The organism is Rhodopirellula europaea 6C, from assembly GCF_000338295.1.
GTDB classification, from domain to species: Bacteria; Planctomycetota; Planctomycetia; order Pirellulales; family Pirellulaceae; genus Rhodopirellula; species Rhodopirellula europaea.
In genome coordinates this window covers 1-18,362 of the sequence record NZ_ANMO01000030.1, presented here as the reverse complement: position 1 = coordinate 18,362, position 18,362 = coordinate 1, and the positions used below count along the sequence as shown (strand labels likewise).

Annotated in this window: 14 protein-coding genes; 13 read left to right on the top strand and 1 reads right to left on the bottom strand. The window is 57.4% G+C overall.

What is annotated here, in order from left to right:
- Positions 1–173: 173 nt before the first annotated feature.
- From RE6C_RS03035 to RE6C_RS32695, 13 genes are all read left to right on the top strand, one after another.
- Entirely contained in the window at positions 174–1,616 is a 1,443-nt protein-coding gene (locus RE6C_RS03035) for a trypsin-like peptidase domain-containing protein (RefSeq protein ID WP_008653742.1), read from the top strand.
- 304 nt (positions 1,617–1,920) lie between these two features.
- Positions 1,921–2,514, top strand: coding sequence for a hypothetical protein (locus RE6C_RS03025; RefSeq protein WP_008653740.1), 594 nt, complete (start codon positions 1,921–1,923; stop codon positions 2,512–2,514).
- Positions 2,514–4,457 (top strand): DEAD/DEAH box helicase, encoded by a 1,944-nt coding sequence (locus RE6C_RS03020; protein ID WP_008653738.1) that lies wholly within the window; start codon positions 2,514–2,516, stop codon positions 4,455–4,457. The genes RE6C_RS03025 and RE6C_RS03020 overlap by 1 nt, the downstream gene beginning before the upstream one ends.
- Positions 4,458–4,963: 506 nt before the next feature.
- Positions 4,964–5,812 (top strand): CAP domain-containing protein, encoded by an 849-nt coding sequence (locus RE6C_RS03015; protein WP_008653737.1) that lies wholly within the window; start codon positions 4,964–4,966, stop codon positions 5,810–5,812.
- An 8-nt stretch (positions 5,813–5,820) separates the two neighbouring features.
- The gene (locus tag RE6C_RS03010) at positions 5,821–6,861 is read left to right on the top strand and encodes a hypothetical protein (protein WP_008653736.1); all 1,041 of its coding nucleotides are present in this window, start codon (positions 5,821–5,823) and stop codon (positions 6,859–6,861) included.
- A gap of 78 nt (positions 6,862–6,939) precedes the next feature.
- Complete coding sequence (locus RE6C_RS03005; RefSeq protein WP_008653735.1) at positions 6,940–7,656, top strand: hypothetical protein; 717 nt, start codon at positions 6,940–6,942, stop codon at positions 7,654–7,656.
- Between the two features lie 36 nt (positions 7,657–7,692).
- The gene (locus tag RE6C_RS03000) at positions 7,693–8,541 is read left to right on the top strand and encodes a sugar phosphate isomerase/epimerase family protein (RefSeq protein WP_008653734.1); all 849 of its coding nucleotides are present in this window, start codon (positions 7,693–7,695) and stop codon (positions 8,539–8,541) included.
- Positions 8,542–8,835: 294 nt separating this feature from the next.
- Positions 8,836–9,615 (top strand): NRDE family protein, encoded by a 780-nt coding sequence (locus RE6C_RS02995; RefSeq protein ID WP_007328055.1) that lies wholly within the window; start codon positions 8,836–8,838, stop codon positions 9,613–9,615.
- Positions 9,616–10,124: 509 nt separating this feature from the next.
- Complete coding sequence (locus tag RE6C_RS02985) at positions 10,125–10,307, top strand: hypothetical protein (protein WP_039961040.1); 183 nt, start codon at positions 10,125–10,127, stop codon at positions 10,305–10,307.
- 133 nt (positions 10,308–10,440) lie between these two features.
- Positions 10,441–11,730, top strand: coding sequence for a DUF1559 family PulG-like putative transporter (locus RE6C_RS02980; protein WP_008653726.1), 1,290 nt, complete (start codon positions 10,441–10,443; stop codon positions 11,728–11,730).
- Between the two features lie 344 nt (positions 11,731–12,074).
- Entirely contained in the window at positions 12,075–14,933 is a 2,859-nt protein-coding gene (locus RE6C_RS02970) for a PSD1 and planctomycete cytochrome C domain-containing protein (protein ID WP_039961039.1), read from the top strand.
- Between the two features lies 1 nt (position 14,934).
- Entirely contained in the window at positions 14,935–16,446 is a 1,512-nt protein-coding gene (locus tag RE6C_RS02965; RefSeq protein WP_008653722.1) for a DUF1501 domain-containing protein, read from the top strand.
- 277 nt (positions 16,447–16,723) lie between these two features.
- The gene (locus RE6C_RS32695) at positions 16,724–17,212 is read left to right on the top strand and encodes a hypothetical protein (RefSeq protein WP_236617903.1); all 489 of its coding nucleotides are present in this window, start codon (positions 16,724–16,726) and stop codon (positions 17,210–17,212) included.
- A 260-nt stretch (positions 17,213–17,472) separates the two neighbouring features.
- On the opposite strand, the gene RE6C_RS02955 is transcribed toward RE6C_RS32695, so the two are convergent.
- Complete coding sequence (locus RE6C_RS02955) at positions 17,473–18,294, bottom strand: methyltransferase domain-containing protein (RefSeq protein WP_008653719.1); 822 nt, start codon at positions 18,292–18,294, stop codon at positions 17,473–17,475.
- Between the last annotated feature and the right edge of the window lie 68 nt (positions 18,295–18,362).

The window sequence follows — 18,362 nt, the reverse complement described above, 5'->3', positions numbered from 1 at the left end:
TTTTGTCGGATCAGGTGAGTGGCATCATAGGGGCGACGCTCTGTTTTTGACGGCGTGTTGTTCCGGTTGTTTCAATGACTTCCGCTTGATTGCGTGAGTGCGGGGATTGCATGCGTTGGTTTCTAAAACATTCGCCTACACGTCACGGCGTGTCGGCGCATCGTTCCCCATCCATGGGTGTGTTGCTGTCGATGGGGTTGCTGGCGGGATTGACCGTTGGTACCGGCGGCGATGAATCGGTGCGAGCCGATGATTTGCAAAGCGTAACGGCGACCAGCTTCCGCAGCAGCGAAGCCAGTATGCGTGACACTCGATCGACCGGTCGGTCATCGCGTTCGTTGCGTGAAACGCCCACGGTGACCGCGATTCGTCGTGCGTCACCATCGGTGGTGAACTTGCACGGTCAAAAGACCATCCGAACCACCGCGGCCAGCATGGCCGGTGGAGCACCGGATTCGTTCCGTCAAGTCAACGGCATGGGAACGGGGGTCGTCATTGATCCACGCGGTTATGTGATCACGAACTATCACGTGGTCGAAGACGTCAACGAACTGAACGTGACGTTGCACAACGGCGAAGCCACCCGAGCGGACTTGATCGCATCGGATCCACAGAGCGATTTGGCGTTGGTGAAATTGCGTGGCCAAGGCCCGTTCCCGACTATTCCTCGTGGACACAGTGACGATTTGATGATCGGTGAAACGGTCATCGCCATCGGCAACGCGTTTGGTTATGTCCACACCAGCACCGAAGGCATCGTCAGTGCTCTGCACCGTGATGTGCCGGTCAATGAGACTCAACAGTATCGCGATCTGATTCAAACCAGTGCCGGTATCAATCCCGGAAACTCCGGCGGTCCGTTGTTGAACATCGACGGCGAAATGATCGGCGTCAACGTTGCCGTTCGTGTTGGTGCCCAACAGATCGCGTTTGCGATTCCAATCGATCAAGTTCTCGAAACCGTCACCGAGATGATCAACCGCCACAACAATCGCCGCATGGTGATTGGAATGGACGGAGCCGCGGTATCGCGTGGTGGCGTGCAAGTCACCCGGTTGTCCGAAGGCGGTTCGGCTCATCAAGCCGGTTTGCAGGCGGGCGATCGCTTGGTGCGAATCAATCAACAAAACATTGCCGATCCACTGAACTACGAATTGTCCGTGTTGGAACTCGGCCCAGGCGATCCAATGCAAGTGGAATTTGAACGCGACGGCGAGTTCTTCCAAACGCAATTGGCGACCGCGGTGTCATCGCAAGAGTTCGGCGACCCAGCTGCGGCACTCGCCTGGCAAGTCGTGGGAGTGTCGGTTCGACCGGCGGGCGAGTCGTTTGTTCGTCGCATGAATTCGCGACTGCGAACTAACTATCGCGGTGGTTTGATTGTCACCGATGTTCGAGCCGGTTCCGCTGCCAGCGAACAAGGCATCACGGCTGGCGATGTTCTGCTGGGCATCCACGTTTGGCAAACCGCTGGACTGGAAGACTTGGCCGAGATCCTCGACCAACCCAACATTCGACGCGGTTCCAAGGCCAAGTTCTACCTCGTTCGGAAGGATCAGACTCTATATGGCCATCTTCAATTAGCTTCTCAAGGAAACCAACTGACGCGACGCTAGTAGGTGAGAAGGAACGATTGGCAACACGACGACGCCGTTTGGTTGTCGGTTCTAGTTGCCTATGGGAACCACGGCACTCGCCAAGGAGTTCTCTGGCAATCGTCGACGTTTTCAAACCCACGAAAATGTGCCTTCGTCACCCAAGTCACTCATAGGTTTTCAGATTCACCGATCGATTCGTCCTGGGACGAACGAGTCGGATGCATCTCCCGCAGATGCATCGGGCTCGTTCGTCGACCCAGCCGGGACGTGATCGATCGTCCATTCGCCGAGTGGGCGGACGCAGTTGACACCCGCATGTCAATTGCGTCCGTTCGCCCGCGAAACCTTTCCGACTGATTCAACCATTCATCTGACCGAATCCACGATGGAGTCGAAATTGGCACCTGCGACGCTTGGTTATTTCACGATCGTTCAACAAGAACGCACCGGATGGACCGGAGGACTACTCGTTCTCAACGGAGGCGGACGTCCCTTGGAATTCCAATGCACGTTGCCGCTGCGTCCATCGAAGGCTCACGAAATCTTGTTCGGCAACACGCTGCGTCAGCATCTGATTTGCGACGTCATCGGACCCACGCTGCTAAAAAAGTGTCGCACGCCGATCTCGATGTTGATGTGCGAGCAAACGGAGTCGCTGCGAATGACGGACGCCAGTTGCACGATTGGTTTTGTTGCCACGCCAGAAAACGATGGGAAAGCCTACGTTGCTCGTGAACCCGATGGGCACTGTTCGTTGAAGGTTTGCGGCGCATCGGTGTTGGTCGCGATGGAGCAAATGGAAGCGGCCGAACAAGTCGCTGAGCAGATGGGTGACTTCCCCGATGTGATTGAACCGTTCGAACGAATTCGTGAGGCGATCCGAGAGGCTCAATCCCAAATCGCGAGGGCGGCGTAGTGTGGTTCCGAAAATCGTCACCGGTTTCTGCTGATCCACTCTCGCCATCGAGTTCAACGTCTTCGTCCGCGACTCCCAGTCATCTCTCGGACGATGTGGCGCAGTCGAACATGGTGTTGCCGACGCAACCACAACCGGCGGCTTCATCACAACGACCCGCGATGATGTGCGAGGTCGATGAGATCAACAGTTGGGACGCGGCGACCGCTTTCGAATTGGAAACGAGCGAGTGGAAATTGCCGGCGCTGCAACCGATGCGGGTGCCGATCAAGCTGCCGCCGCTTGTCGCGAAGACGACGGGATTCCTGTTCCCTGAATCAGCGTCTTGGATTCCCAAGCCAACCGAGAAACCCACCGACGCGGTTGCCGGTTCAATTGGTCCCGAAGGATCAGACGAAGCCGAGTCCAAACAAGGAACCAAGAAGCGTCGCAAGTCGATCGGCAAACGTTCGCGAATCAAGCCGCCAAACGACATCGTGAAGTTGCAAGACCGGTTGTACTACCTGTTGCAACCGCCGCTGGATTTATTGGTCGGCAGTGGGCAATTGAACTTCCCGTTTGAACCGTTTCCGTATCAGCTCGATGGGATCGCATTCCTGTTTCCTCGCTATGCATGTGTGCTGGCCGATGAGATGGGGCTGGGCAAAACCATGCAAGCGATCAGCACGATGCGGATGCTGTTGTGCAGCGGTGAACTTCGCAGCGTTCTACTAGTCTGCCCCAAGCCGTTGGTGAGCAACTGGCTTCGCGAATTCAGTGTTTGGGCACCAGAGATTCCCGTTGTGGCGATTGAAGGCAACGCGGCCAAACGAGAGTTCCAGTGGCGTGAACCCAACGTGCCGGTGAAGATCGCCAACTATGAATTGTTGATGCGTGACAAAGACATCGTGCTCGAGGGCGGCCTGCACTTTGACTTGGTGGCACTCGACGAAGCCCAGCGGATCAAGAACAGCAACAACACGACCAGCGAGATCATTCGCGCGATTCCACGAACCAGATCGTGGGCTCTGACCGGAACGCCGGTTGAAAACTCGCCGGACGATTTGGTCGGTATCTTCGATTTTCTCTCGCCCGGTTACCTGCAAACCGGGATGCCCATGTCACAGATGGCTGGCATGGCGGGGGACTACATCTTGCGACGCACCAAGGACATGGTGCTCGATGACATGCCGCCCAAGCTGTATCGCGATGCGGATGTGGATCTGACGCCCGAGCAATGGGCTCGCTACGAAACCGCTGAGAAGGAAGGCGTGATTCACCTGGAGGAGCTGGAGGAATCGTTGACGGTCCAGCACGTGTTTGAATTGGTGTTGCGACTCAAACAGATTTGCAATTTCGATCCAGTGACCAATTCGAGCGCCAAACTGCAGCGACTCGAAGCCGACATGGAAGAGGTCGCGGCCAGCGGTCAGAAGGCGATCCTGTTCAGCCAGTGGACGAAGACGATCGACAAGATGCGACCGACGCTGGAACGGTTTGGTCCGTTGGAATACCACGGCAAGATCCCGCACAAGAAACGCGAAGGCGTGATCGAACAGTTCAAGAACGATCCCAACAGTCACATCATCTTGATGAGCTATGGTGCCGGCAGCGTCGGATTGAATTTGCAGTTTTGTCGGTACGTGTTCTTGTTCGATCGATGGTGGAATCCCGCGATCGAGGATCAAGCAATCAACCGAGCTCACCGAATCGGCGCGGCCGGCAGCGTGACCGTTTCGCGAATGATGGCGGTCAACACGATCGAGCAACGCATCGCGGCGGTGCTGGATCAAAAACGTGAAATGTTTGACATGCTGTTTGCTGATCAACGCGATGCATCAAAGAACGCGGCCGGCGACGGACCGGCGAAGTCGGGGCCATTGTCCCAAGCCGGTGGCCTATCACGGGACGAGATCTTTGGGCTGTTCGACTTGCGAGCCCCCGGCGGCAAAAAGGTGGCCTGAGTTCGGGGCTGCTCTGGGAGACGTGTTGAAGCGATCGTGGCTGGATTCGTGTTTTGAGAGGCGAAGTTGTCCGGTGGTTTTCGCTTCGCTCGACCACCGGCTACCGTCTGTGACCACTTCGTGGTCCAGGCTGCCAGCCTGGATCCGAAACGGAATCGCACGAGCACGGGCACGAGCTAGAAGCTAGAAGCTAGAAGCCTTGGTCCGGCCCGCTTTCAGTGCAGCAGCTTTGCCCAGTTTGACAGGTGGTTTCTCATCACCCGAAAGACCTTGGAAACTTTTTCGGTCGACGGCTTCATTTCTAAGTGGTGAACGGATGGGTACTTCCGTCATTGGCCATCGGCGCAAGCTGCCGAATCGCGTGCCTTCCCGGAAAAAAGGCCTTTTCGCGATGCGGGTTATCGCAATGGTTCGCGGCAACGGAATTTCGCCGGTGCCCCGCAGGATGTGACTCGTACTTGGACCATGGATTGGCTCCGCCGGCTCCTTTTCTCCAGGAGTGTTGAATGTCTCGATTGATTGAAGCGTCCCGTCTGCCGGAACTGAATTTGTTGGCCGAACTCGTGCAAGGCTTTGTGCCTCGACTGTTTGTGCCTCACTTGCCCGCATTGATCGCGATCGGTGGAATCACCTTTGGCTCGATGTTGGTCACGCCAAACGAATCGCACGCGGCCAATGGCAGAGGCGTTCAGGTGACAACGATCCCGACGGGATCTGGTTGCACCAATTGCGGTCAGAACCGCAACATGGTGACTCGTTCGCCGGTTGCCAGCCAAACGGTTTCAATGGGAAATCCGGTGCAGCACGGCCGGGTGATTCATGAGGGGCCTGTCGTCCACAGCACCCCGGTGTTTCACGAAGGCCAAGTGATTCACAGCGGCCAATTTGCTCACTCGGGGCAAGTCGTCCACTCGGGCGGAGTCGTTCACTCAGGCCGAGTCGTTCACTCAGGCCGAGTCGTTCACTCAGGCCGAGTCGTTCACCAAGCGAGCAAGCCTTCAGTGGCGCCGGTCTCGCATTCGGTTGCAAGCTCGCATCGCGGTGGCGGAGCGGTTTCGAATGTCTTGACGACTTTGAACGCACAACGGTCTCGACAAGGACTACGTGGTCTTGCGTATGATCCGCAATTGCAAGCGGTCGCGGAACGGCGTGCTCAATTGATGGCGTCGACGGGTTTGAAAACTCATCCGTCAGGATCGTTTGCCCCCGGACGCTATGAGGGCGTCGGATGGAGCAGTTCCCACACGCCCGCCGGAGTTTCGGCTTGTTACACCAGCGACCCCAACATGCGAGTGGCAGGCGCAGCGATGGCCCGCGGTCGCGATGGCGTCTACTTCTGCGTCGTGTATCGCTGATTCCCGTGATGGTGATGGCCGTCGCTCTGGCTGAGTCGGCGGTTGTGCCATCGGGTTCGATAGGATGTCTGGCGCGGTGCAGTGGGCAAATACCGCTGACCGCGCCGCAGATCACGCCGGCGACCAGCGTCGAAATGACGCCCGATCAAGCTCGCCAATCAGTTCAGTGGTTGGCGGATCAACTTCTCAAACATGTCCCCGATGGCTTTGACGGCGACGATGATTGGGGCAACACAAAATCGTTGTGGGCGGGCGTGAAGGTCCGCCGCGAAGGTTGGAAACTGAAAACCAACCGACGCCGCAAAGAGGTTCGGCATGGACGTTGGGTCCGCTATGACGTCACGTTGCCGGAGCTCACCGAGCTCCAACGCCCCATCTCAACAGCCGAATCAACACTTCACCCTCCCTCTGGGAGGGTCGAGCAAAGCGAGGGGAGGGCCGAGCATGACCTCCGCGCGCCCGCCAACCCTGGACGGTTTTCCGCATTGGCATGGCCATCCACCCTGCCCCTCGGCGCGTCGGGGACGCTGGCCCAATCTCCGCTTACGATTCGTTCCGTTGTTCCCTCAACAACGCCGGCTGGCAATCCAGGTTGGCTCGTTGATGCCGTTGTGCGAACGCCCGCGAAATTTCACATTCGGCTGGAACGTTGGAACCTGGGTGTGCAGGCTTTTAGCATCAGCGTCGATGGCACGATGGACGTGAACCTAGACTGCCAGTTTGTGATGGGCATGTCCGCCGACTACAGCGAAGTGCCTCCCGCGATTCAGTTGGATGTGAACGTCGAGCAAGCCAACATGCGGATGGATCGATTCAACGTCGAACGAATCAGCAAGCTGGGCGGTGACGCGGCGGAAGAGCTGGGCAACTTGGCGGAGGACACGTTGATTCGGTTGTGGCTCAAGAAAGAGAACACTCGATTGGCCGATCGTTTGAACGACGCGATCGCGAAACATCAATCCGACCTACGGTGGTCGATGATGCAATGGTTGGGACAATGGCACTCAGCGTCGTTGCCATCAGATGATGCGGACAGCACCACCCGCTGACCATCTCTGACTCTTCTGCAATCGCGGTCTGATTCCGGGCCTCGATTGAATTCCCCAGCCGATCACCAAGATCCGCCCATGAACTTTCTCTGCCACGCCATTCCATACTTGGATGATCCGGTGATGGCGGTCTCGACAGGCATCCCTGACTTCTTGTCCGTGATCGATCGCAAGATCCGAGCTCGCGGACGATTGGCGGCTCCATTCATCGAGGATGCCGATCCGGTGCTTCGGCAAGTCGCTCGCGGCGTGTTGGCCCACGTCGACGATGACCAGTGGTTTCATGGGGGCGAGACGTTTGCGCGGATGAACCTGGAGTTCGCCGTTCAGCTGCGTGATCTGCTGCCGGGAGACGCGGGGTTTCGGCCAAGTTTTGTGGGGCACATTTTGATTGAGATGTTGCTGGATTCGAATTTGATCGAGGACCAGCCCGAGATCGGCGAGCGGTACTACGCAATGTTTGATGAGGTGCCTCAGGACGAAATTGCGGCGTCGGTTCAGCGAATCACCGGCAAATCGACGGACAAGATCCCCGCGACGCTGCAGCGGTTCGCTTCCACCCGGTTCTTGTACGATTACTTGGCCGACGACACACTGCTGATGCGGCTGAACCAGGTCATGGCCCGAGTCGGGTTGGTGGCGTTACCCAATGCCGTTCGCGATTGGTTGCCAAAAGCACGCCAAGAGGTGCGACTTCAGCACGCACGTCTGCTCGCCCCCGGAGGTCGTCCGATGGCCTATCCTGAGCTGACTCGGGCTTCCTCAGGCAAGCCCGCAGACACGAACACCCGTTGAAATTCCCCTTTCGAGAACTCTGTAGAGAAGAACATTATGAAGTACGGCATGAACCTGCTGTTGTGGTCCGGCGAAGTCACCGAGGAAATGTTGCCCGTTTGCGAGCAGCTCAAAGGAATCGGATACGACAGCGTCGAATTGCCAATGTTCAATCTCGATCTGGACTACGCCAAGATCGGCAAGCGTCTTGATGAGATCGGATTGGGACGAACCGCCGTCACGATTCGCGGCGAAGAAGACAACCCCATCTCTTGCGATCAAGCGGTGCGAGCCAAGGGCGTCGAGCTGAACAAGAAGACGTTGGATTGCTGTGCCGCCGCCGGCGTTGAGATCTTGGTCGGCCCTTATCACTCGGCGATCGGATTGTTCAGCGGTGCTGGACCCACCGAAGATGAGTGGAAGTGGGGCGTTGAATCCATGCGAGCAACCGCCGAGTACGCCGAGACCGTTGGCGTGAAATTGGGCGTCGAAGCTCTGAACCGTTTTGAGTGCTACCTGCTGAACTGCCACGGCGACTCGGCCCGCTTTGCTCGCGAGGTGGATCATCCATCTTGTGGCATCATGTACGACACCTTCCACAGCAACATCGAAGAGAAATCGATCACCGAAGCGATCCAGGCCGGCGGTGACAAGCTGTTCCACATTCACATCAGCGAGAACGACCGTAGCACACCGGGCAAAGGCGGCGTGAACTGGAAAGAGAACTTCGACGCGATCGTGCAATCGGGCTACGACGGTTACCTGACCATCGAAGCGTTCGGGCTGGCTCTGCCGGAAATCGCCGCCGCAACCAAGATTTGGCGGAAGATGTTCTCCGACGAGCTGACACTCGCCAAAGAGGGCCTCGAGTTCATGAAAGCGGAATTGGCCGCACGGAACGCCTGATCTGAAATCAGCTAATTTTCGGGCCTTCCCGATTCGCGGAGGGCCCGAAATAGACTGCCTAAACGGCAAACAACACCGGTTTCGGTCGATCTCCCCTGACCGGCCGCCTTCCGCGCCAGATCAGAGAAATATCTACGAAACCACCCATGCGGGGGTGTGGTGCCGGATTTCGCGTGGCTACATTGTTCCCACGTGTATCGCACCAGGCTCGCCGGGGGGTCCCCGATCAATTGGCGAGAGATCACGTGCGTGAGACTGGAAATCACCGATCTTTGAAAGTTGGATGTCTCCCAGATGTGCTTGCTTGCTGTTCAGTACCGTTTGGTTCCCGAAAGTCCTATCCTCGTTGCGGCCAACCGCGAAGAGTATGTGGACCGCCCGAGCCAAACGCCGTCCATTCAATCCGGTAAACCACGCGTGTTGTGTGGAATCGACCAAAAGGCCGGTGGAACGTGGTTGGGGGTAAACCAAAACGGTTTGTTTGTTGGTTTAACCAATCGTGCCACCGCGACGCCTTTGTTCGGACAACGGTCTCGTGGCCAACTGGCGATGGATTTATTGCGTTGCACCTCTTCACGTCGTGCACTCGAAAAAGCCCACGCTGAGTTCGCTAAAAATCGCTACGAAGGTTGCAATATCATCTTGGCCGACGCCAAAGCTGGTTTTGCAATTCACGCCGATGAACGTCAAGAAGTCGTCGAGTTGCAAGAAGGCCTGAATATCATCGGCGCTCGCAACTTGAACGACCCAGACGACGGACGCGTTCAGTTGGCTCGCCGCCTGTTAACCCTTCAGACGCTGGACTCGCCGGTCAAGTTCCTGGCGGTCGCCAGCAAAGTGTTCGCACGTTCGCCGGTCGGCCAAGGTCGACCAAGCATGGTCATTCGCAACGGTGACTACGCGACCGTCAGCAGCACGCTGATCGCGTTGGGCGTCAAACCACGCGATGCGATCTATCAGTTCAGCAGCGGTGCACCGGACGAGAGCAAGTACGAAGACTACTCGCCGATGTTGCGAGACATCCTCAGCCGCGGTCTGCGGGAAGCTCGCACCAAAGCCAAAGTCGGCTCCTGATCTTTGATCGAGCCAGCATCGGCTGAAATATCGAAATCACATCACGCCAATGCAGCAAGTCATCCTTGCCGCGTTGGCGTTTTTGATGCGCCGGCCGCCACTCTCCGTTGAGGCGAAGGATGCCCAATCATCGGCAATTTGGCCGCGTACGACGAAGTTTCGGTCAAACTCGAAAAAAGAAAAATTTTTTGTGTGACTTTTCTTTGGCTGAATCTCACGCCCGCGCATCTTCCGTCTTCCACCGATCTTCACGGAATGAGGGCTAAGATAAAGCGTCATCGGGCAATTTGCGCGTTTTCTTCGTCCCAAGCGAATACTGCGCCACTTTTTGACGACGCTCGGCAACCCCCCAATTCGAGTTTGACTTCTCCCCTGCGATCCTCCACCATCAGTCTCGATGTCGTGGAAAGGCGCCTTGGGCATCTGTAGCGAAGGCAGGAGGACCGTTGGTGGTTCAGGCCTGTCGGCAGCGGGCGTCTCTTTTCTCTCTGTTTCGATTGGTAGGGACGATGAAACTGGCTTCTTGGTTGGGTAAGTCTCTTTTGGCACTCCTGATGGTCGGCGTTTGGGCGGGTTGTGAAGCTGAGCCAACGGTGATCCCCGAAAATGAAGACGAATTTGCCGCCTACGACGCCGCAATGGCGGGAGCGGAAGCGGAGGCTGCCGAGAACGCCGACGAGGTGGCCCCCTGACTGCCGAGCCCGTCCGTCCTGGGCTGATCCACGCTGACTTCTTTCGGCTCGAGATTTCTGGCCGAAAACGATCGCTGATCTCCGTCATCATCAGCGACTTTCGTTCTCTCTTCTCTTCTTTGGATTCGGTGAAATGTTGATTCACAAACGCGGGCAACTGTTTCCGCCACATCAGAAAGGCAAACAAAGCGTCTCGTACAGCGGGTTCACGCTGGTGGAGTTGCTGGTCGTGATCGCCATCATTGGCGTCTTGGTCGGTCTGTTGCTGCCGGCCGTGCAGGCAGCTCGCGAAGCCGCTCGGCGAATGAGTTGCAGCAACAACTTCAAGCAAATTGGCTTGGGCGTTCACAACTATCATTCGGCCTACAACCAGTTTCCGATGCATGGCACGGGAGCGACGAACGAAACGAATGATTCGTGGTCCTTGGCCGACGATCACGGTACCGCTCCGGCTCCGCCCGTTGGATTCAGTCGCCACATGCTCAGCTATCTGGTGGGTATTTTGCCGTTCATTGAGCAGCAAGGTATGTGGGAGCACATCGCGAATCCGCTGACCGACGAAGCCAATCGGACTTGGCCTGCAATGGGGCCGGCACCCTATGCGGTTCGCTACTTGCCTTGGCGAACCGATGTTCCGACCTATCGATGCCCCAGCGACCCGGGCCGTGGGCTGCCAACCGTCGGGCGAACGAACTACGCGGCTTGCACCGGCGACGCGACCAGCCGAACTCAAATCGGCGGCTCGCGTTTCAACGGTGCCCAAGGCCGTTGGCGTTACCAAGATGAAAACTGGTTGGTCCGGCAATGCCGGGCCAACCTTCGTGGTGCCTTTGTTCCTCGAGGGAACACTCGTTTCCGAGACATCCTGGATGGGACGTCGAACACGATCCTTTGTGGCGAGATCGTGACGGACTTGGGCGACCGAGACATTCGCTCCGCCGCTTCGCTCAACAATGGTGGCCAAGGTGGTCAGTGGGGTAACGGCATCATGGGCAATCCCAAAACATGCGAAGACAATGCCTTGATCGATCCCGCCCGTCCGAATTTTTGGTTGGGCAGCACGACGGTCAGCGGTGGTGCGACGACACGCGGCGGACGATGGGCCGACTTTCGTCCTCTGTATTCGCAGTTCCTCTGTATTCTTCCACCGAACAGCGAGGTCTGCTTGGGGGGGAACCACGGTACGGAAGGCATCACAACCGCCAGCAGTCGACACCAAGGCGGGGTGCATGTGCTGATGGCCGATGGCGCTGTGAAGTTCATCACCGACTCAATCGAGGCCGGTAACAGCCGGGCGGAAACGGTCTGGCATCGCAATGCCTCGCAGGAAAGCAGCAACCCACCGGGGTCGGCCAGCCCCTACGGATTGTGGGGATCCTTGGGAACTCGTGCCGCACGCGAGGTGATTGACGAAGAGTTCTGACTCTTGGTCTTAGTCCTGGCGCGACTTTGCGTTTTCTTTGAAACAACAACGCCCGGCGTATCGTCTGATATGTCGGGCGTTTCTCATGTTTCGCCAATTTGCTGCCTTTCAACCGTGCAAAATTGTCATTTGCCGAGTTGCAATGTTCCGCTTATTGTGGTCGGGACCGCACCCTTCGCCGGTGTCATGGCGTTCGACGATCCCATTGGGAAAATGAAACCCTGATGTACCGCCTATCGGCGGTCGACAACTTCGAACGCGAAACACCGATGCGATCTTTCATTGACTTGCTGCAAGACTTTGCTAACTAACAGCGAAGTTGCCTTTCCTTTGTTTGTCTGCTCATGACACAACGATTTTATCTCTTCTGTTTTGTTGCCGCTTGGCTTGGAACCGGTTTCGGGACTTGTTCGTCCGCGTTTGCCGTCGATTTTGCCAACGACATCCAGCCGATCTTGAACGAACACTGCGTGGCCTGCCACGGCGGTGTCAAACAAGCCGGCGATTTGTCGTTCATTCATCGCGACAGCGCTCTGGCTGTGATCGAACCTGGCAGTGTCGAAGATTCTTACATGATCGATCGGATTCTGTCCGATGACGAATACGAGGTCATGCCGCCACCGGAACACGGCGCTCCACTGACCGAAGAAAAGATCGATCTGCTGAAGACTTGGATCGAAGAAGGTGCCGAGTGGAAACAATCTTGGGGCTATGAACCGCCTGTTGCGCCCGAGGTGCCGAAGGCGACCAACTCGGACGCCTGCCGCCAATCCATCGATCATTTCGTTCGTCACTCACTGGAAGAGAAAGGGATCGATCCCGCCCCGGATGCCCCGCCGCACCAATGGCTCCGAAGGGTCACGTTGGATCTGACCGGCGTACCGCCGACGTTGGCCGAAGTCGAAAGCTTCAGTGCGGCGGCAAAAGAACGTGGCGATGCGGCGTACGCAGAAAAGGTGGATGAGTTGCTGCAGTCATCCGGTTATGGCGAACGCTGGGCGTCGGTTTGGCTGGATCAGATTCGTTATGCCGATAGTCGCGGTCTGGGACTCGACGGTCGTCGCAACGCCTGGAAGTATCGCGACTGGGTGATCGATTCGCTCAACAACGACATGCCTTTTGATGAGTTCACGATCAAACAAATTGCCGGTGACTTGCTGCCGGATCCTTCGATCAATGATCGCTTGGCCACCACCGCCAGTCGGTTGACGCAGACCAACGAAGAAGGCGGAACGGACGACGAAGAGTTTCGCATCAACGCGGTGATGGACCGAGTCAGCACGGTTTGGCAAACCTGGCAAGGCATCACGTTCGGGTGCGTTCAATGTCACAGTCACCCGTACGACCCCATCGAACACGAAGAATTCTATGAGTTCATGGCGTTCTTCAACAACTCGGTCGACTGCGACTTAAGCGGCGAAGAACCATTGTTGTCCGTGCCGCTGGACAATGAAGACGAAGAGCGTGCGTCGCAGCTCGACCGGCGAATTCGTTCGCTCAAGGAATCAATTTGGCATCAAGAGTTTGAAGCGGTCAGCGATGACGAGTTGGATTGGAAACACATCGATTCCATGACCGCCTCGGCTACCAAGCAAACCAAAGTCGACGTCGAGAAACGCAACGGGCGGACGGAGTTCTACACAATCGACACGCTATCCAACGGCACGACGGTCTCGCTGGAATGCGAGATGCCCGCGTCGGCCGACAAGCTCACCGCGATTCGTTTGACGCTGCTGCCTCGCAATCCTGAAACCGCACTGGCTGATTCTGAATGGGGATTTGTGCTGTCGCATTTGAATGCGGTTCTGGTTGGTGGCGAAGACGAAGAAACGCAAATCGAGTTCTCGCACGTCGTCGCGGATGAGCCCGAACCGCTGAAGCATGCTCGGTCGAGCATGGACTCGAAGAACAGCGACGGTTTCGCTGCCTTCACTCGTATTCATCACGCTCGCGTGGCAGTCTTCTTGCTAAAGGAACCGGTCGAAGTCCCCGAAGGTGCCAAGCTCAAGCTCGACATGAGTTGTCGCCAACAAGCCTTGGGTGCATTCCCTTTGGTCGTTCGACGTGGCAGCGTCGATGTCTGCTCGGACGAAAAAGCATTGCTCGCTTGGACAGATGAGGATCTCAAGGCACAGCGTGATGAGCTGTCGGAGCTTTCGGCTCAGCGACGCAAGATCCCTTCGGTCCGCATCCCAATCATGATGGAACGCCCTGAGCATTTGGCTCGCCCCAGCCATGTGTTCATTCGCGGTTTGTTCCTGACGAAGGACCAACAAGTCCAACCGGACGTGCCGAATTCGATGCCGCCGATTGATGGTGAAGGCCCGTTCAACAGAATGGATCTGGCCAAGTGGTTGGTGGATCCGAGTAACCCGCTGACAGCTCGTGTGACAGTCAACCGAATCTGGGCTCGTTTGTTCGGGATCGGTTTGGTGCCGACCGAGGAGGACTTTGGGTCCAGTGGTGAGCGGCCGACGCATCCTGAGTTGCTCGATCACTTGGCTCTCAAGTTTCAGAACGAATACGACTGGAGTTGGAAGCAACTGATTCGGTCAATCGTGTTGTCGAGCACCTACCGGCAAGACGCTGTTATCGATCCCGATTCGGACTTGGTCGATCCACAGAACCGATGGTTGGCTCGCGGGCCTCGTTTCCGCATGCCCGCCGAAATGGTTCGTGATCAAGCCTTGTTCGTGTCCGGATTGCTTTCGCCGGAAGTCCACGGTGCCCCGGTTCATCCCCCGATTCCCGATGGCGTTTGGAAACCGTTTCAAGGCGGCGACAAGTGGAGCACGCCCGATGTCGGCAACCCAGACCGCTACCGCCGTTCGATTTACACCTACACCAAACGCAGTATCCCGTACCCCATGTTCGCCGCGTTCGACGCTCCTTCGCGTGAGTTCTGCACGCCACGGCGGCTACGATCCAACACGCCACTGCAAGCCCTGACGACACTCAACGACGTCACGTTTGTGGAGTGCATGCAAGCACTGGCCGAGAAGATCGAATCAATGGACGGGGCGTTGGAAGAACGTTTGAAGAAAGGATTCCAGTTGGTAACTTCGCGGTCGCCAACCTCCGCTGAACAGAAGATCCTGGTGGCTCTGTACGAGCAAGCCAAGCAACAGTCCGAACAAGAGCAAGACGCCTACGAAGCCGTCGCGTCTGCGTTGTTGAACCTCGACGAAATTATGAGCAAATAAGATGAATCGCGAATCGATCTCTCAAGAACTTTTTCGTCAGTCGTTGTTGCAAACCAGTCGCCGGCAATTCCTGACCGAATCCGCCGCTGGTCTCGGAGCCATTTACTTGGCGACTCAGCAAGCGGGCGGGAACCGTGCCCATGCGAATGCATCGCTGCAACATGGTTTTGATCCCCAACACGACGCCACCAATCCGCTCAGCCCACTGACGCCGCCTCAACCGGCCAAGGTCAAGCGAGTGATCTACCTGCACATGGTCGGTGCACCCAGCCAACTGGAGCTGTTCGACTACAAGCCGGATCTCAAAAAGCTCGACGGCAAGGAGTGCCCGCAGTCGTTCTTGGAAGGCAAGCGTTTTGCGTTCATCAACGGCACGCCTCGCATGCTGGGGCCACAGTATGACTTTCAGCAACACGGCGAATCCGGTGCATGGGTGTCCGAGTTGATGCCCAACTTGGCCAAGCAAGTCGACGATCTGTGCTTCCTGAAAACGGTCAAGACAGACCAGTTCAACCACGGGCCGGCTCAGTTGATGGTGCATACCGGAGCCGCTCCGATGGGATCGCCGTCGATCGGTTCCTGGGTCACGTATGGTCTGGGCAGCGAGAACGAAGACCTGCCTGGCTTCATCGTTTTGTTGTCCGGCGGTCGATTGCCTCGTGTCGGCAAGGCTCTATGGGGATCAGGCTTTTTGCCGTCGGTCTACCAAGGAGTGCAGTGCCGATCCAAAGGCGATCCGGTTTTGAATGTCGCCAACCCCGAAGGCGTTTCTCGACAAGAACGACGTCAGGTTTTGGATGCTTTGGCGGCACTCAATCAAGAGTCGTTGCAGCAATACGGCGATCCTGAAACGGTCACCCGGATCGCTCAGTATGAGATGGCTTATCGGATGCAGGTGGCTGCTCCCGAAGCAATGGATCTGTCGCAAGAAACAGCGGAAACACTTGAGAACTACGGCGCCGAGCCTGGCAAAGAATCCTTTGCCAACAACTGCTTGCTCGCGCGGCGTTTGGTCGAAGAAGGCGTCCGCTTTGTGCAGTTGTTCGATTGGGGCTGGGACACGCACGGATCCAACCGCGGCGAATCGCTCGAGCACGGACTGCCGGACAAGTGCAAGCAAACGGACAAGCCCATCGCGGCGTTGCTGGCTGATTTGAAACAGCGTGGGATGTTGGAAGACACGCTGGTCGTGTGGGGCGGCGAGTTCGGACGCACACCGATGCGAGAAAACCGAGGTGGAGCAACGATGGCATTCCACGGCCGCGACCACAGCCCCGAGGCGTTCACAATGTGGATGGCTGGCGGCGGCGTCAAACCTGGGTTCACCTATGGCGAGACCGATGCGGTCGGCTACACGGCCGCGACCGAGTCCGTGCACCTGCGAGACTTCCACGCCACCCTGCTGCACCTGCTCGGCTTCAACCACGAGACGATGGTCTACCCCTTCAAAGGCCTCAACCAACGCCTCACCGGAGTCAAGCAAAGCCGAGTCGTCGAAGAGATTTTGACGTAGACGGCGTAGGTCGGCTCATCGCAACCCGCCGCGTCAGCAAGGAGGTGCTCAAAGTCATAACCCGCCGCGTAAGCAAGGCTGCGGCACAGATGCGGTTGTATGTCGATCCTTGCTCACGCGGCGGGTTATGATTGTGTGATGGTGGATGGAACAAGGTTTCCGTCACAACCCGCCGCGTTAGCAAGGCCACACGCAATATCCACAATGAAATCTTCGACGAGGCGGTTCCACGACGCAAACTTCTCTGCCATCGCCCACCTATCGCAGGAGGCCGATCGTGCCCGACGACCCAGTTGCATTCTTCCTCACATGGCCCACCTACGGGACATGGCTCCCAGGTGATCGCCGTGGCTGGGTCTTGCATCAACATGGCTGGAAGATGCCGGATCCCTCAAGGCAAATCGAAGCGGCTGCTAGGATGAACGAAGACGCGTGTCTCTTGTCGGTTGCTGAGCGAGACTTGGTCGAGCGGCAAGTTGCGGAGACGTGTCGAGTCCGCAGGTGGGAACTGCATGCTAGCTCCTGCCAGTCCAATCATCTGCATGTTGTTCTCTCTGCACCGGGTGTTGATCCCAAACGAGTTCGAGCCGACTTGAAAGCATGGTGCACACGGCGTTTGAACGAAGGCTCTCGCCGAGAACGCAAGCGATGGTGGGCTGATCGCGGAAGTCAGCGTTATGTCTGGGACGAAGAAGCCTTGGAGCGAGTGGTGATCTACGTGCAGGTAGCCCAAGGCCGCAAAGACCGGGACCTCGATGGAAGATGACGAGCTCAATCGCTGGAATTTGACCGCCTCGTTGCGTCAGGCTGTGCCATCAGTCACAACCCGCGGCGTTAGCAAGGCCATGCATTCGTCCTGCGTCCTCTGCCACAACCCGCTGCGTGAGCAAGTCTGGCGTCTCGTCTGCTAGCTGTTCGTTCCTTGCTTACGCTGCGGGTTAAGAGATGACGGCCTTGCTGACGCGGCGGGTTATGACTTTCATGCCGTGGCAGGATGGAGGCATCGGTTTTCTCGCCGGCTACACCTCACCGCCGGAACATCATCAGATCCGCAGCCAGCGTCACCGGCATCGCCGTGGCGGTCTGCACGCGAGCGTTCTGCGAGAACCGCACGCCGCGATAGGTCATCGCCATCGCATCGGCGATCGCTTCGCTGTCCAAGTCAACCTGTTCTTGCCACACGCGATGTTCAACCAGCTTCAATCCGGCAACCGCCATCTCGTCGACGACCTTCTCCCAACGACTCCGACGCTGACCCGATTGCTGCACGTGCTCGCGAAGCTCGATCAAGTCCTCTTCGCCGGGAACGGCAACAATCAGCATTCCATCTTCCGTCAGCACCCGAGCAATCTCGGTAACGGGACGACGGCCGAACAATGACAGCACACAGGACACGCTGCCATCTGCCACCGGCAGCGATCGGTCCGCGTTGGCCCAAACCCAAGTCGCTTCCGGCCACCCGCGAGCGGCCAGCTTGATCGCTTTCTTTGACAAATCGATCCCGCAGTAACTGCCCGGCGAATCGCCAAACAAAGCCGGCCCAAAGGTGCCTTCGCCGCACCCTAAGTCGATCGCCCTGGAGTTGCTGCAGTCGCTCCGAGCCGCCACCCAAGGTCGCAAGGCCTCGATCAATCCACTGGCATGGCCACGCTGGAGCCAACGATGGCGTGCCAGCACCGCTGCATCCGCGTCTCCCGGTTGTTTGGACTTGCGATCCTGCGGCTGGGACAAGCTGTAATACCCCTCGCGAGCCCGATCGAAGTGGTGTCGCTTCTCACAGCGCAGCCCACCCTCCACCGGCGACAAAGCCAACCCGCAATTCCGAACGGTGCAACGCAACTCAAACAAACCAAAACCTTCTCATTCATCCAAACCTGTAGATCCCAACCCGCTGCCTGCACAGTCCCACTCGTCAT

Bases quoted from the DNA above. Each gene is read 5' to 3' on its own strand.
- RE6C_RS03035 (WP_008653742.1), top strand. From the start codon at position 174: ATGGGTGTGTTGCTGTCGATGGGGTTGCTGGCGGGATTGACCGTTGGT.
- RE6C_RS03015 (WP_008653737.1), top strand. From the start codon at position 4,964: ATGTCTCGATTGATTGAAGCGTCCCGTCTGCCGGAACTGAATTTGTTG.
- RE6C_RS03010 (WP_008653736.1), top strand. From the start codon at position 5,821: ATGGTGATGGCCGTCGCTCTGGCTGAGTCGGCGGTTGTGCCATCGGGT.
- RE6C_RS03005 (WP_008653735.1), top strand. From the start codon at position 6,940: ATGAACTTTCTCTGCCACGCCATTCCATACTTGGATGATCCGGTGATG.
- RE6C_RS03000 (WP_008653734.1), top strand. From the start codon at position 7,693: ATGAAGTACGGCATGAACCTGCTGTTGTGGTCCGGCGAAGTCACCGAG.
- RE6C_RS02995 (WP_007328055.1), top strand. From the start codon at position 8,836: ATGTGCTTGCTTGCTGTTCAGTACCGTTTGGTTCCCGAAAGTCCTATC.
- RE6C_RS02985 (WP_039961040.1), top strand. From the start codon at position 10,125: ATGAAACTGGCTTCTTGGTTGGGTAAGTCTCTTTTGGCACTCCTGATG.
- RE6C_RS02980 (WP_008653726.1), top strand. From the start codon at position 10,441: ATGTTGATTCACAAACGCGGGCAACTGTTTCCGCCACATCAGAAAGGC.
- RE6C_RS02970 (WP_039961039.1), top strand. From the start codon at position 12,075: ATGACACAACGATTTTATCTCTTCTGTTTTGTTGCCGCTTGGCTTGGA.
- RE6C_RS02965 (WP_008653722.1), top strand. From the start codon at position 14,935: ATGAATCGCGAATCGATCTCTCAAGAACTTTTTCGTCAGTCGTTGTTG.